Below are 14,098 nucleotides of genomic sequence, written 5' to 3' on the forward strand. Positions count from 1 at the left end.
AAATAAAAATGGCTGGGCTAGCTGGATTCGAACCAACGCATGACGGAGTCAAAGTCCGTTGCCTTACCGCTTGGCTATAGCCCAACGAAATGGAATGACCCGTACGGGATTCGAACCCGTGTTACCGCCGTGAAAGGGCGGTGTCTTAACCGCTTGACCAACGGGCCGATGGTTGAGAACTTATATCGAAATCTTATGGCGGAGAAGGAGGGATTTGAACCCTCGCGCCGCTTACGCGACCTACACCCTTAGCAGGGGCGCCTCTTCAGCCACTTGAGTACTTCTCCAATATGGCTCCACAGGCAGGATTCGAACCTGCGACCGATCGGTTAACAGCCGATAGCTCTACCACTGAGCTACTGTGGAATAATGAGACAAGACTTATTATATCAGCCTTGATTTGCAGTGTCAAGAGGTAAATGTTTTTATTTATCTCTCGTGACGACTTTTATAATGTAACATAGGCTTGCCATATTCGTCAACCTTTTTCACGAAAAAATTCTTTTTATTTTTCCGCGGCATTTTCCGCATCTGTATCTGTCAGGGTTCATGGCGCGCTTCTTTATATACTGTTGGCCGCAGGCCGTACAGATATACATATAAGTTTTTTTGTTTTCCGCTTTTTTCTTAAGGGGTGTACAGAACCTCGGCGCGTTGACCTGCTGCAGTAGCATTCTAAAATCTCTGTCTCTGTGCTTGTACCCTTTTCCTTCAAGGTGGAGATGATAATGGCAGAGCTCGTGCTTGATGATGCCGATCAGCTCCTCCCTGCCGTGTTCAATCAGATATTTTCTGTTCAATTCAATGTTATGAGAGGTTAACAGGTACCTTCCGCCCGTGGTTTTAAGCCTGTCATTAAAAAGCGCCTGATGGCGGAACGGCTTTTTAAAATATGTTTTAGAAATATCCTCTGTCAGCTTTTGAAGCTCTATATTATCCATAGTGCACCTCACTTAAAAAACATTGAACGGGACAATTCACCGTTCGCATACAATATGGTAATCACCGTCCCTCTTATGATAAAAGCTGAGGAGGAATGAGCCTATGCCAAATTGGCTTAAAAAGCAGATGCAAAAAGCGTTCCTTGAAAAAGATAATTACCAAATTAAACTGCTGAATCAATGCTGGTATTTCTATAGGAAAAAACACTGCTCGTAAGCAGTGCTTTTATTTTACCATAGACAGCGATACTCTGCCTTTTTGTACATCTACGCCGTCAACCCAAACTGTCACGATATCGCCCACAGATACGACATCAAGAGGATGCTTGACGAATTGATTGCTCAGTTTTGAGATATGCACAAGCCCGTCTTGTTTGACTCCGATATCAACAAACGCTCCGAAGTCCACTACATTGCGCACGGTGCCCTGCAGTTCCATTCCCTCTTTCAAATCTTCCAGCTGAAGGACGTCTGTTTTCAGCAAAGGCTTAGGCACCTCATCGCGCGGATCGCGTTCCGGCCTTGTCAGCTGTTCACAAATGTCTTTCAGAGTGATTTCGCCGATTCCCAGCTCTTTTGCCGTTTCAGAAAGCGCCAGCTGATTGATTTTGTCCTTCAATTCCGCCGTGCCGATATGTTCTGTTGAAAGTCCGAGTTTTTTCAAAAGCGCTTTTGTTTCTTTATAGCTTTCCGGGTGGATGCCTGTTCTATCCAAAGGCTCTGTCCCTTCCTGCACTCTTAAGAAACCGATACATTGCTCATAGGTTTTCGCACCGAGCCTTGGGATGTCCTTCAGTTCCTTTCGATTTGAAAACTTTCCGATTTCCTCACGTTTTTTGACAACGTTGCCTGCTACAGACTTCGATAATCCAGCTACATATTGAAGCAGCGCGGCGGAGGCTGTGTTGACGTTTACTCCCACCTGGTTTACGACCGTTTCGACGACAAACCGCAGAGATTCATTTAAGCGTTTTTGGCTGACGTCATGCTGATACTGTCCGACACCAACAGACTTCGGATCGATCTTAACGAGCTCCGCGAGCGGGTCTTGAAGTCTTCGCGCAATAGACACGGCACTGCGCTCTTCAACCTTAAGGTCAGGGAATTCTTCTCGGGCCAGCTCTGAAGCCGAATAGACGCTTGCACCCGCTTCATTGACGATCACATAATAAATTTTGCGCGGCATGTCTTTCAGTACATTGACGATGAATTGTTCTGTTTCTCTGGATGCTGTGCCGTTTCCGATCGCCACCATCTCGACTTGATACTGCTCAAGAATCTTTTTCACTTTTTCATGGGCTTCTTTTGTTTTGTTGACTGGCGCATGCGGATAGATCACATCAATTTTCAAGACTTTTCCAGTCTCATCTGACACAGCGAGCTTACAGCCGGTTCGAAAGGCTGGGTCAACACCGAGAACGGTTTTGCCTTTCATCGGCGGCTGCAAAAGAAGTTTTCTCAAGTTCTCTGAGAAAATATGAATCGCCTGTTCATCAGCTTTTTCTGAGAGCTCTTTCCTGATTTCACGCTCGATTGCCGGCTGGATCAGCCTTTTATAGCTGTCTTCAATTGTCTCCTGCAAAATCTCTTTTACGGATGTTGAGCGATTTTTAATGATTTGTTTTTCTAAATACGCCTTAATGTGATCCGCAGGCGGTTCGATTGACACCTTTAAAATATCTTCTTTTTCGCCGCGGTTCATTGCCAGTACCCTATGCGGAACGACTTTTGCAATTGGCTCTTCATACTCGTAATACATTTCATACACATTTTTCTCATCGGTGTCTGCCGACTTTCCGGCTGCGGACTTAATGGTTCCTCTTTTGAAGGTTTCCTGGCGAATCCACTTTCTGAAGGTCGGCTCGTCTGAAATTTGTTCCGCAATAATGTGCTTGGCGCCTTCAATCGCTTCTTCTCGTGTGAACACTTCTTTTTCTTCGCTGATGTATTGGTCTGCTGTTGCTGCCAGACGATCATCTTGGGGAAGTGTCAGGATATAGTCGGCTAGCGGCTCAAGGCCTTTGCTTTTGGCGACTGTCGCCTTTGTTTTACGTTTTTGTTTATAAGGACGATAAAGGTCTTCCACTTCCTGAAGCTTCACCGATTGCTCGATTTTACGTTTTAGATCATCTGTCAGTTTATCCTGCTCTGCAATCAGCCTGATGACTTCTTCTTTTCGCTGATTCAGGTTTTGTATGTATTGCCAGCGTTCAGAAATCGTCTGAATCTGAACCTCATCCATTGAACCCGTCTGCTCTTTTCGATACCGGGCAATAAACGGGACTGTATTGCCGTCCTCAAGCAGGCGGATGACACTTTCAACGTGTTTTTGTGATAAACCTATTTCTTTCGCAATTTGCTGTTTTAAAAGGGCTGACGTTTCCATGTAACCAAAGCCTCCAATTTTGTCGTTCTTTCTCTAGTGTATCAAAAACCGAAAAAAACACATAAAAAAAGACAGCTGACGCTGCCCGTCTCTTTACTCATGTTTCAATAGTTCCTGTAATCCGCTCAGAAAATTCTCTTTTTTCATCGCAGCTGCAAAGAAGGCTTGATCAATCTTCTCAACAATTGGCAAAGCCGCTGTTACTTTTTCTCCTCCTGTTTCTGTAAGAGACAGGAGAACCTCTCTTTTATCTTGGGGATTTTTGCTTCTTTCGATAAATCCTTTTTTCTCAAGCGTCCGCACAACCTCCGAAACCATCATGATATTGGTCTGGCTGAAGCTTGCAAGTTTTTTTTGCGTGACGGTTTCTCCGTGAGCAATCATATACTTGCACGAGGTCAGCAGAACAAATTGAACGTGGGTCAGGTCAAACTCAGCCAATGCTTTTCCCACTTTCCGCTGCCAGCTTTGCGTGGCCTGCCATAATAAAAAGCCCGGGCTTGTGTTCGGACCGCTAAATTTAGAGTGCCATTCCACTTATGTTAACTCCCATCGCTTGTGCTATTGTCAAAAAATCTTTTTTGCTTATTTCAAAGTGTCCACTGCGAAATAAAAAGCCAAGATGCTTGGTTTCCTGAACAAATTCAAGCTTTGATTTAATGTCGTAAAAACCGATTTTATGGCATGGATAATAGTCTATATCTAATCGGTATGGAATAAAATTCGGAGCCATTTGATACGGATAGATGTTTCCGCTTTTTACTTTGCCGATCGCAGTAAAGCTTCGCAGCAGTTTGCCGTCTGGATATGCGTCTCTCGGAGAATAATAAATCAGCCAATCTCCCTCTTTCATTTTGGCGAGCGGGGCTTTTTTTCCATGGCACAGCTGTGCAAAACCGCCGGCAGCGCCTTTTAATACATGCTGCTCTGACACAACGCCGATCCAATAATTTGTGTTCATTTTATCACTCCTCCGCAAAGGTGAACAAGCCTGCTGACAGCCGTCGGCATGTCTTTAGACAGTTCAGTCCCAATGATTTCTCCCCACTTTTTTGCTTCAGCGCCTTCTAATACAATTCCATATGTGATACACAAATCTTCTTTTTGCTTTTGAAGCACGTGAAAAAACTCCATTTTTACATTGCTATGCGGGCATGTTGACCATGACAGAAAACGCCCGATGTTTCTCCACATGCTCAAGCCATAAGAGAATTGTTTTTCCTTGCAGAAGCAATGTTCCTTCCGTTCCATTTTGAAATTGTCCTTTCAAAGAATCTGATGCAATACCCGTCTCCCATTGATCCATTGTTTCTGTTTCCTGATAACAGTTCCAGGTTTTCCCACATCCGCATCAGCTATCGCTGTGTATTCATAATTCCACATCCATAAGCTCCCAGAATGATAAGTTCACTTATTAATTATAATAAGCGCACTTATTAGTAGTCAACCGCAAAAAAAAAAAGAAGCCGGATGTCCAGCTTCTTTTTCTGGTTTTTTAGGACAGCTGTCCGAGAATATAGGTCAGGTCATCTTTTCTCGATGTCGTATACATTTTCAGCGAATTCGATATTTCTTCTACCGATTGGCCTTTTTTTAAATGGGAGCGGATATCAGGTACGTTGAGTCCATCTGTATGTATAATGAACTTTGAACCCTTTTCATAGGTGGCGGTGTGCGTTTTGTATTTTTGCGGCTTGCCTGATAAATAGCCCGAAATCGGCAGAGGATAAAAGCTTTCACCAGACGGGGAATGCAGAATAAACCGTACATTTCCGACAGAGCAGTACGTAAACTGCCTTTGCTCAAAATTGATTTTCAGGATAGATGCTGTAGCGCCTCTTTTGTTTTTCATCGCCTGATTACAGCGTTCGATAATGCTTTGTACGTCTTCATTCGCATAGTTTTCCACTAAGTCTTTGATGGCTGCAGAGGATTCGTTAGCAAGTGATCCGCTTCCCAGTCCGTCAGCAACCGCGCAAATTAACTCCTTATCATCAGCTTTCATAAAAAAGCTGTCACCGCAAATCGATTTCCCTTCTTTATTCAGTTGATATACTAGAGTTTGAATATGCTCATTTTCTTCAACCTGGATCATTACATTAACTCCATCGAGGGATCTTCAATCAAGGCCTCTCTGAGCTTCTTTACAGCTTTGCGCTGCAAGCGCGAGACGTGCATTTGAGATATACCGAGAATGTCCCCAGTTTCTTTTTGGCTTTTGTTTTGAATATACGTAAGGTCTATGATTTGTTTTTCACGATCTGAAAGGACATGAAGCACGCTTTGCAGCATCAATTGCTGGTTGACCCGCTCATATCCGTCCTCCTGTGATCCGACGATATCAAGAATCGTGACGGTGCTTCCGTCCGAATCCGCTTCAATGCTGTGGTCAACGGATAAGGCTTGATAGCTTTTGCCCATTTCCATCGTTTCAAGAACCTCTTCTTCAGAAACATCGAGGAATTCGGCAATCTCTTCGACTTTCGGCGATCTTTGTGTTTCAGTGGTCAGCTGATCAACCGCCATTTTGATTCTTGGACCCAGTTCTTTAATTCGTCTCGGCACATGAACGCTCCATGTTTTATCTCTGAGGAAACGTTTAATTTCACCGATGATTGTCGGAATTGCAAAAGCTTCAAACGATTTGCCGACAACAGGATCGTATCGCTTAATCGCGCCTAGCAGCCCGATCATGCCGACCTGGCGGAGATCCTCGTGGAAGCTTTTGCCTTTTGAATATTTTTTCGCAAGCATGTCAACCAGATTTGTATACACCCGCACAAGCGTTTCCTGCGCCTGTTCATCTTGCTTTGTTTGGTAATCGCTTATGAGCCGATCGACTTCATCTTTAGTTAGTTTCGTAGTTTTTGATGGTTGTGTCATGATCAACTCGCTCCCCATTTAAATACTTTGTCATCGCTACGGTGACGCCGGAGTGGTTTTGCACTCTGACTTCATCCATGAGCGTTTCCATTAAATATAGACCGAGCCCTCCTTCTGATAATTGATCAACTGTGTGCGAAGGTGTGTACGGCCCTAGATCCTGCTGCTTTTGATCAAAGTCAAAGCTGTCTCCTTCATCCGCCACAATAATCTCTAAACGGTCTTCAAACACACCGAATCGTATTGACACTTCCCCAGTTTTATCTTCTTTGTAAGCGTGCTGAACCGCATTTGTGCACGCTTCACTGACTGCGATTTTCAAATCTTCAATTTCATCGTACGTATAGCCCATTCTGCTTGCGACCCCTGATAGCGTCAGTCTTATAATTCCAACATATTCAGGTTGGGCCGGCACTTTCATTTCGATGTAATCAACATTATTCTTCATTGCACTCCACCTTCTGACTTTGCAGAAATATCAATGATGTCCTTCAAGCCTGTAATGTCAAACAGTCGGATCAGCCGGTCAGAAAGATTTTCAAGTTTCAGCGAACCGCCTTGTTTTTTCACCATTTTAAAGGTCCCTACAAAAACGCCCAATCCGGTACTGTCCATGTAGCTGACATCTTTCAGGCAAATTCTTAAGTCAGCTCCTTGTTCTGCCAGAGGAACGAGCTTCTCTCTGAGCACCGGGGCTGAGTATACATCAATTTCTCCTGCAATGTTTACTTGTATATCATTCTCGTTTTGCTTCACATCAACATTTATATTCATTCGTATCACCTCAAATTTTCCTTCAAATCACTAATCACTAGTTGCTTTATACCCTCGTCTGGCAGACGTTAAACCTTTCTCCGCAAAACAATTAACGTAAAATCATCGTGAAGCTGAAAATCCTGCAATTTGAGGAGGCTGTCATAAATGTTTTTGACCATTTCCTGCGCGGAGGAACACATATGTTCCTCAATGAGCTTCTGCAGATCAGGACGCTCCAAGAAACCGTTTTCCGTTCTGCATTCTGTGACGCCATCAGAAAATAAAACAATCATATCGCCCTTTTCCAGATGCTGATCGAATTGTTTGTAGTCATAGTCCTGCGAGATGCCGAGAACGAGTCCTTTGGCCTCTAAATCGTAAAACGTGTTGTCCTTTTGAGAATAATAGAATCCCGGTTCATGTCCCGCTGAAGCATATGTAAATTGATGATTGTCCATATTGTAATTCGCATAAAACATCGTAATAAACATACTGGCATCAACGTTTTGTTCAACAACACGATTCAAATTTTTCAGCACTTGAGAAGGGTGTATGCCCGTTTCCGGCAAAGAGTCCATCGCGTATTTAATCATAGACATGCATAAAGCCGCTGGAATGCCTTTTCCGATCACGTCCGCGATTGCGATATTGATGGATTCCTTGTCTTTGACAAAGTGGTAGTAATCACCGCTCATCTGTTTAGCGGGAACACTGATGGCGCCGATATCCAGCGCTTCCTCCTGAGGAACTTTAGTTCCGAGCAGCGTCTGCTGGACATTTGCCGCGATTTCAATTTCTGATTTGATTTCCTGCTGTATCCCTCTAAGGGTTTGATGCTCCTGATAAGCCATTCCATAACCAATCATGACTTCTATTAAAAAATCCAGCGAATGAAACACATCTTCCGGGAGACTTGGATACAGCTCCTTCAGCACTTTTCTGTGAATGCTGATGATTTCTTCCGGAGGAATTTGGTGCTCGATTGTTTTTCGGCTGAATTTTTGGGCTTGATATAAAGATGTTTCTGTTAATTCGGCTATATATCGGCTAAGCAGCTGATGATACCGCTGCTCAATAACCTCCCTAAAATCCACGTTCTTACCTCCTACCGAAGCCATTTGATGGCTTGTATCTCTGTTCCTTCCCCCGCTACGGAATTTAAGCTGAATTCATCCATCAGCCTTTTGACCCCGGGAAGTCCCGCACCAAGTCCTCCAGACGTTGAAAACCCGTCTTCCATGACTTTTCGGATATCAGGAATTCCCGGCCCTTGGTCTTCCGCTATGATTTTCAGGCCTTTTTTTCCTCTGTCTGCGACCTGTTCAATTCCAATCTGCCCTTTGCCGGCATATAAATAAATATTCCTGGCTAATTCTGAAATAGCCGTTGTAATTCTAGCCTGGTCTACCGTGCCGAAACCCAGTTCTTTCGCAACGTTTCGTCCCAGCTGTCTGGCGGCCACAATATCCCATTCTGTCATGATTTTTACACAGGATTGGTCGTTCATTCGCTATTCCCCCAATTCCCGCTTCAATGTCTCAAGCCCCTGCTCTAAGTCGAGCGCAGTTTCGATTTCCTCAAGCGCGATTCCAAGTTCAATCAGCGTCACTGCCACAGCGGGCTGAATGCCGGTCAAGACGACTTTAGCCCCCATTAACTTAGACATTGTAATGACGTCGCCCAGCACTTTCGCGATAAATGAATCAATCATATCCACAGATGTCAGGTCAATGACGACTCCGTTAGCACCTGTTTCGTATATTTTATTTAATAGGTCTTCTTGAAAAGTTAATGCTGTCTGGTCATCAAGTTCCCATTGAATGGATACTAATAAGCAATTATACAGTTTCAAGATCGGGATTTTCGGATGTCTCAAAATGTTATTCCCCCAATGAAACGATTTTTCGATCCGTCATTTCCAATGCTGTTTGAATTCCTTTTTGCAGGGTATTCTTAGTTATAACTTGGGATAAATCAATCCCCAGGTTGACGATTGTTTGAGCAATTTCCGGACGGATTCCGGCCAGCAGGCATTTTGCTCCGACAAGCCTTACAGCTTCTGATGCCTGAATAATATGATGGGCAACCATCGTATCGACGACAGGGACACCTGTAATGTCAATCAGCACGACTTGGGAACGGTGTTTGACGACGCCATTAAGAAGGTTTTCCATAATTCGTTTCGCGCGTTCGGTATCAATTGTTCCGACAAGAGGCATCACAGTGATATTTTCAAACACCGGGATAAGCGGGGCTGACAGCTCTTGCAGTGCGATTTTTTGCAGGGATACTGTTTTTTCCCATGAGATTGAGTATTGATTAAAAATTTCTGTGTTAATCGGGCTGAAAAAGCGGTCAATCTGCCAGATTAATTCCGTGCTCTCTTGATCTGGCAATCTCTTATCATTCATTTTCGTATAGAGACGCTTCCAGAATTCAGCAAGCGCAGTAGCCAAAAACTTCATAGACAGTCCGATTTGGACCGCTCGAAGCGCCAGTTCGCTGATTTGGCTTTCAGCAGCGTTTTCGTCCTTAACAGACAGCAGCAGAATGTCGATATATTCTTTAGATATATTTTCATACACTTGGTCAGTCAGCTGATAGGATTCTTGCTCGCTTAATTCTTTTAGTGTGTCAGTCCACAATTGGAGCAGTTCATTTTGATTTTCGGCAATGAACTGGTATACAGTCTGATTCGACATCAAATTCGCTTACCTCCCAATAAAAAACAACATATTTTTTTCGTTATTTCACTATTATATCGTTTATGTTTTTTGAAAACAAAAAAAGTTGCTCTATTTGAGCAACCTGCAAATATGTCTAAAAATCAATGAGTGCCAAACTGATTTGTAAGGCTTCATCAACCTTATCCATCATTTCATCATCCAGATGAGTAATCTTATCCGTTAACCTTTGCTTGTCAATCGTCCGAATTTGCTCCAGCAAAATAACGGAATCTCTTTCAAAACCGTAGCGTTTTGCATCGATTTCGACGTGGGTTGGTAATTTCGCTTTCTGTATTTGTGCTGTTATGGCTGCAACAATAGCAGTTGGGCTGAAGCGATTTCCGATGTCATTTTGGATCACTAAAACCGGGCGCACCCCGCCTTGCTCTGAGCCAACAACAGGAGATAAATCAGCAAAATAAACATCGCCGCGTTTCACAATCAAATGATTATCCTCCGCTGACTAAGCGCTCAACTGTCGTTTCAGCCTCGCACTCCGCAAAGTGAGCCTCAGAAGAAATATTCAGGTTGATTTTCGCCATTTCCATATAGCCGCGTCTCATCAAATCACGGTTGTGACGAGTTGTTCGTTCGCTGACATACGCTCTCACTGCTTGTGATATCAGTTCGTTTCTGCTTCGTTTCTCCCGCATCGCTACACCATCCAATTCAGCTACTAGGTTTTCGGGCAAGCTGATTTTCATTTCGGTTCTTGCGCTGGATTCAGACAAAAAACATACACCTCCACCAAACTTACGGATACGACTCTTTTATCCATCCAGTGATAATGATACCATTATTCACTCTTCAAGCAAAGCTGTTTTATGAATTCTCCATTTAGGTAAGTTAATTGCTTGTATTTACCTGCAATAAAGGATTTCTTACTTCCATTATACTCCCATTTTCCAAAAACATACGGGGAACACGGGAACTTATTGTACAGGCCACCTCATAGTTAATGGTTTCGAGCCTTCCTGCAATCTCATCCATGGAAATATATTCATCCCCCTGCCGGCCTATTAATGTGACTTTTGTGCCCGGTGGATATTCCTGATCCAGCTCCACCATAAATTGGTCCATGCAAATTCGGCCGGCAATTTTCAAGCGTTTTCCCTTCACAAGGATGTCAGTCCCTTTCAATTTTCGGAGCCAGCCGTCCGCATAGCCTACAGGCACCGTCCCGATCCATGTGTCTTTTTCCGCTGTGTACTCGGCTCCGTAGCTGACGCTCTCGCCTTTTCTGATCAGTTTGACATGTGACAGCGTCGAATGCAGGGTAAATGCCGGACGCAGCTGAAACGGTATCTCGTCCGAAATGTCAGCAGACGGGCGAAGGCCATACATGCCGATGCCGAATCTGACTGCATTAAAAAAGCCTTTTTTCAGCCGGAGTCCGGCGGCGCTGTTCGCGCAGTGGACCATCAGATTCTTTAACGGCAGCGGAGCAATCAGCTCTTTAAAACGCTCAAACTGCATTAAGAAATAGCCTCTTTCTTTTTCATCCGCTGTCGCAAAATGGGTAAATACCCCTTTGCACTTTAAACGAGAGTTGCGGTCAAGAATGGCCATCACGTTCTGAACTTCTTCCTCTGTTTTTACACCAAGTCTGTTCATCCCCGTATCGACCTTCAGATGAAAATGAAGAGAACCTTTTTTCGTGTGGCGGGCTGCCTCCTGAAGCCATTCAACAGAATAACCTGTTAAGGTCACGTCATACTCAGCAGCGATTGCAACATACTCCGGGGGAACCGCGCCAAGCACCAATATAGGCGCCTTCAATCCCTTTTTGCGCAGTGAAATCGCTTCATCCAAAATGGCCACGGCCAAGCATGAAGCACCTGCGTCAAGAGCAGCCTTTGCTGTTTCTGCATCACCATGCCCGTAGGCGTTTGCTTTCACAACTGCCATCAAGTGGACATGTTCACCGATATGTTTTTTCATATTGCTGACATTTTCCTTTATCGCGGACAAGTCAATTTCCGCCCACGTATCTCTGTAAAAAGGTTTTGTGCTCATTACGACACTTCCTAGCTTTTATTCAATATCATTTACATATCATACTAAAATTAAAGGCTAAAGGGAAACGATGTCTAACGAAAAAAAGGCCAAATCATGTTTGGCCTTTGGCGGTTATTTCGATGATTGTCCCTGCATGCTTTTCGCTACTGTCACCATTTCCTCTTTAGAAAGATCTTTAGAAGAGAGAAGGTAATCTACGCCGTCATATGTCCATGATAATGATGCATCCGACAGGGCGCCGATGGTGTAGCCGAGATTTACCGGTTCGCCGTTCAGCGTAACGGAGGAGGAAGCCTTGGCAATCTGGGCTTTTTCCTGAATTAACGTAAATGATTTTTCTCCTCCGTACGTCATGATGATGCGCTTCCCGTCTTCAGTAGATATATCTTTTTCTTCAAGCAGCTTGACGCCAAGCGGCAGTTCCAGCGGCGTTTTGACCGCAAATGTATCGGAAGGCTTCGCGCTTGTGGCGACATCCATTTGAGAAAGGGTCATATTTTTCTTTTCATCAAATGATTCTTTATCAAATTGTTTATTAAATTCAAAGCTGCTGAATTCTACTTTGACCATCACTTTCCGGTCAGTATCCATCACTTTGACAGATGACGGGCTCATATCTTTTTTGTTAAATGTGATTTCTTGCGTGGGCAGCATTTTGTTATGCTGATAGTTTGTTTTTGTTTCGAATACGTATTTCTTTTCTTTCGCTGTGAAAACTGCATCCGAATCGTTTTGAACATCCTTTACGAGCGATTCAAACAGATAAACCTGGCTGCTGTTGTTCGGCCAATCGCTTTGAAATCTGAAGCTCTTATTTAAAGACGGCGTGAGAACGAATACTCCGCTTTCATTTCGTAAAATGACTTGGTTTTGGTCCTTTTTCGGATTTTCTAAATAAACCCTGTACAGAGACGGCTTTTTGTGCCAGATTTCCACATTGTATACTTGAGGCTCACTCCCTGTCTCGATGGTCATTTTCGCTTTTGCTTTGTACGAGGTGTATTCTTTCGCCTTTTCATCTAACCCGGCCACAATATCTTGCTGTGTTTTTTGCCCGCAGGCAGAAAGAATAAGAACAGCAAGCAGTCCCGTTAAAAGCAAAACAAAGCTTTTTCTCACCTTTTTCAACCCCTTTTTCTCAATTGATGTAAAAGGAAGAAATCGCTTGTTTGACTTTAACGGTACGCTCGGTACACGTTTAGGCAGAACAGATGCGTACCATAAAAGCCTCAAACAACTTGTCTCCCTTAATGCACTATCAAATATATGAGTGGGGTTTCCCTAATATGCAGACTAGCTTGACAACCTTTCAATCACAACCTGCGCGGCAGCGTATTCTTTTGTATGAGTGATTGATACGTGAACGGCAGCCTGGCTCAGTTTCGTGCAAATGATATAGGGCTTGCCATTTTGGTCTTTCCTAATTTCAATGTCCTGAAAGCTGAGCTGCCTCCCAATGCCGGTGCCAAATGCTTTCGAGAACGCTTCTTTTGCCGCGAATCTGCCCGCGAGAAATTCGATTTTTCTTTTCTCTGAAAGCTCATAGTATTGGTCAAGCTCGCTTCGCGTCAAAATCCGCTCGGCAAACCTTTTCTGGCGCCCAGCCATAGAGGCGATCCGTTTAAGCTCGGTAATGTCCAGCCCAATGCCGTAAATCATGTATGATAACCTCCTTTGCGTACGTACTATTTAAATGGTTTGTCTCATAAACGTGTTACTATAGATATACCAAAATGAAGAAAAGGGGCTCGGAATGTTTATACGGACTGAAAATTTTCAAACATTTATCAGGCTTTACCCCGTTGTCACCTTTATATTGGCTTTGCAAGCTGTTCTCTGGCTGTTTTTTTCACTTCCTGCCCATTCAGTCGTGTTATGGAGGGATACCGTCACAGGCTATAATCTAGGTGTCGCAAACGGTGAATGGTGGCGGCTTATCACACCGATTTTGCTGCATGCCGGTTTCACACATCTGCTGTTTAATTCCATGTCCATCTTTTTATTTGCCCCGGCTTTGGAGCGCATGCTGGGAAAAGCGCGTTTCCTTCTTGTATACGCCGGCTCCGGCATCATCGGCAATATCGGCACTTATGTTACAGAGCCGCTTGATTACGTGCATGTCGGGGCTTCAGGCGCCATTTTCGGGCTATTTGGCGTATACCTGTTTATGGTTCTTTTTCGCAATGAGTTAATTGGGCAGGAGCATTCCAAAATGATCATCACACTGCTCGCATTTGCCGTTCTCATGTCGTTTATCAACTCCAATATTAACATGATGGCCCATTTGTTTGGACTATGCGGCGGGTTTCTTCTTTCGTTTTTATGCGTGCAAAAAAAAGAGCGGCGGTATTAACCGCCGCTTCAGATTGTTGACAAAATCCTAAAAT

Annotated in this window: 22 protein-coding genes and 4 tRNA genes; 2 read left to right on the forward strand and 24 right to left on the reverse strand. The window is 43.9% G+C overall.

Annotation, left to right across the window (positions count from 1 at the left end):
* Positions 1–9: 9 nt before the first annotated feature.
* The 5 genes from M1D94_RS18570 to M1D94_RS18590 form a co-directional block, all read right to left on the reverse strand.
* A tRNA-Gln gene (locus tag M1D94_RS18570) sits at positions 10–84 on the reverse strand.
* A gap of 11 nt (positions 85–95) precedes the next feature.
* A tRNA-Glu gene (locus tag M1D94_RS18575) sits at positions 96–167 on the reverse strand.
* Between the two features lie 29 nt (positions 168–196).
* Positions 197–287 (reverse strand) — tRNA-Ser (locus M1D94_RS18580).
* A 4-nt stretch (positions 288–291) separates the two neighbouring features.
* A tRNA-Asn gene (locus M1D94_RS18585) sits at positions 292–366 on the reverse strand.
* Positions 367–488: 122 nt separating this feature from the next.
* Positions 489–941, reverse strand: coding sequence for a SprT family protein (locus M1D94_RS18590; protein WP_003234309.1), 453 nt, complete (start codon positions 939–941; stop codon positions 489–491).
* A 103-nt stretch (positions 942–1,044) separates the two neighbouring features.
* Here M1D94_RS18590 and cmpA point away from each other — a divergent pair, with 103 nt between their 5' ends.
* Complete coding sequence (gene cmpA / locus M1D94_RS18595; RefSeq protein ID WP_003225207.1) at positions 1,045–1,158, forward strand: cortex morphogenetic protein CmpA; 114 nt, start codon at positions 1,045–1,047, stop codon at positions 1,156–1,158.
* A 9-nt stretch (positions 1,159–1,167) separates the two neighbouring features.
* On the opposite strand, the gene M1D94_RS18600 is transcribed toward cmpA, so the two are convergent.
* The 19 genes from M1D94_RS18600 to acpS form a co-directional block, all read right to left on the reverse strand.
* Complete coding sequence (locus tag M1D94_RS18600; protein WP_015252761.1) at positions 1,168–3,327, reverse strand: Tex family protein; 2,160 nt, start codon at positions 3,325–3,327, stop codon at positions 1,168–1,170.
* A 93-nt stretch (positions 3,328–3,420) separates the two neighbouring features.
* Positions 3,421–3,864 carry a MarR family winged helix-turn-helix transcriptional regulator gene (locus M1D94_RS18605; RefSeq protein WP_014475883.1) on the reverse strand — a complete coding sequence of 148 codons (444 nt, stop codon included), beginning with the start codon at positions 3,862–3,864 and terminating at the stop codon, positions 3,421–3,423.
* Positions 3,848–4,288: an EVE domain-containing protein gene (locus M1D94_RS18610; RefSeq protein ID WP_049139597.1), complete on the reverse strand. Its 441-nt coding sequence runs from the start codon at positions 4,286–4,288 to the stop codon at positions 3,848–3,850. The genes M1D94_RS18605 and M1D94_RS18610 overlap by 17 nt, the downstream gene beginning before the upstream one ends.
* Positions 4,285–4,521, reverse strand: a complete 237-nt coding sequence (locus M1D94_RS18615; RefSeq protein ID WP_228394539.1) for a hypothetical protein — start codon at positions 4,519–4,521, stop codon at positions 4,285–4,287. The genes M1D94_RS18610 and M1D94_RS18615 overlap by 4 nt, the downstream gene beginning before the upstream one ends.
* Entirely contained in the window at positions 4,472–4,633 is a 162-nt protein-coding gene (locus tag M1D94_RS18620; RefSeq protein ID WP_003246653.1) for a hypothetical protein, read from the reverse strand. The genes M1D94_RS18615 and M1D94_RS18620 overlap by 50 nt, the downstream gene beginning before the upstream one ends.
* Positions 4,594–4,710 (reverse strand): hypothetical protein, encoded by a 117-nt coding sequence (locus M1D94_RS18625; RefSeq protein ID WP_120027795.1) that lies wholly within the window; start codon positions 4,708–4,710, stop codon positions 4,594–4,596. Before M1D94_RS18625 ends, M1D94_RS18620 begins: the two co-directional genes overlap by 40 nt.
* Before the next feature lie 112 nt (positions 4,711–4,822).
* Entirely contained in the window at positions 4,823–5,422 is a 600-nt protein-coding gene (gene rsbX, locus M1D94_RS18630) for a phosphoserine phosphatase RsbX (RefSeq protein WP_095252677.1), read from the reverse strand.
* Positions 5,422–6,210 (reverse strand): RNA polymerase sigma factor SigB, encoded by a 789-nt coding sequence (gene sigB, locus M1D94_RS18635; protein ID WP_003246715.1) that lies wholly within the window; start codon positions 6,208–6,210, stop codon positions 5,422–5,424. Before sigB ends, rsbX begins: the two co-directional genes overlap by 1 nt.
* The gene (gene rsbW, locus M1D94_RS18640; RefSeq protein WP_021481702.1) at positions 6,176–6,658 is read right to left on the reverse strand and encodes an anti-sigma B factor RsbW; all 483 of its coding nucleotides are present in this window, start codon (positions 6,656–6,658) and stop codon (positions 6,176–6,178) included. Before rsbW ends, sigB begins: the two co-directional genes overlap by 35 nt.
* Positions 6,655–6,984, reverse strand: coding sequence for an anti-sigma factor antagonist RsbV (rsbV, locus tag M1D94_RS18645; RefSeq protein WP_014475877.1), 330 nt, complete (start codon positions 6,982–6,984; stop codon positions 6,655–6,657). Before rsbV ends, rsbW begins: the two co-directional genes overlap by 4 nt.
* Positions 6,985–7,052: 68 nt before the next feature.
* Positions 7,053–8,060: a phosphoserine phosphatase RsbU gene (rsbU, locus tag M1D94_RS18650; protein ID WP_014478900.1), complete on the reverse strand. Its 1,008-nt coding sequence runs from the start codon at positions 8,058–8,060 to the stop codon at positions 7,053–7,055.
* Positions 8,061–8,071: 11 nt separating this feature from the next.
* Positions 8,072–8,473 (reverse strand): serine/threonine-protein kinase RsbT, encoded by a 402-nt coding sequence (rsbT, locus tag M1D94_RS18655; protein WP_003225192.1) that lies wholly within the window; start codon positions 8,471–8,473, stop codon positions 8,072–8,074.
* Positions 8,474–8,476: 3 nt separating this feature from the next.
* The gene (rsbS, locus tag M1D94_RS18660) at positions 8,477–8,842 is read right to left on the reverse strand and encodes an RsbT antagonist protein RsbS (RefSeq protein WP_003225190.1); all 366 of its coding nucleotides are present in this window, start codon (positions 8,840–8,842) and stop codon (positions 8,477–8,479) included.
* Between the two features lie 4 nt (positions 8,843–8,846).
* Entirely contained in the window at positions 8,847–9,671 is an 825-nt protein-coding gene (rsbRA, locus tag M1D94_RS18665) for an RsbT co-antagonist protein RsbRA (RefSeq protein ID WP_009966610.1), read from the reverse strand.
* A 115-nt stretch (positions 9,672–9,786) separates the two neighbouring features.
* On the reverse strand, positions 9,787–10,137 hold the full coding sequence (ndoA, locus tag M1D94_RS18670; RefSeq protein ID WP_003156187.1) for a type II toxin-antitoxin system endoribonuclease NdoA: 351 nt from the start codon (positions 10,135–10,137) through the stop codon (positions 9,787–9,789).
* Positions 10,138–10,141: 4 nt separating this feature from the next.
* Positions 10,142–10,423, reverse strand: coding sequence for a type II toxin-antitoxin system antitoxin EndoAI (gene endB, locus M1D94_RS18675; protein ID WP_003225183.1), 282 nt, complete (start codon positions 10,421–10,423; stop codon positions 10,142–10,144).
* Positions 10,424–10,538: 115 nt separating this feature from the next.
* Complete coding sequence (gene alr / locus M1D94_RS18680; protein ID WP_282627550.1) at positions 10,539–11,708, reverse strand: alanine racemase; 1,170 nt, start codon at positions 11,706–11,708, stop codon at positions 10,539–10,541.
* Between the two features lie 114 nt (positions 11,709–11,822).
* Positions 11,823–12,839, reverse strand: a complete 1,017-nt coding sequence (locus M1D94_RS18685) for a LolA family protein (RefSeq protein ID WP_072173538.1) — start codon at positions 12,837–12,839, stop codon at positions 11,823–11,825.
* A gap of 165 nt (positions 12,840–13,004) precedes the next feature.
* On the reverse strand, positions 13,005–13,370 hold the full coding sequence (acpS, locus tag M1D94_RS18690) for a holo-ACP synthase (RefSeq protein WP_015252768.1): 366 nt from the start codon (positions 13,368–13,370) through the stop codon (positions 13,005–13,007).
* A 94-nt stretch (positions 13,371–13,464) separates the two neighbouring features.
* Here acpS and M1D94_RS18695 point away from each other — a divergent pair, with 94 nt between their 5' ends.
* A complete protein-coding gene (locus M1D94_RS18695; RefSeq protein WP_003246687.1) occupies positions 13,465–14,064 on the forward strand; it encodes a rhomboid family intramembrane serine protease in 600 nt (199 codons plus the stop codon).
* Positions 14,065–14,098 lie beyond the last annotated feature (34 nt).

It is taken from the genome of Bacillus sp. JZ109 (assembly GCF_053903135.1).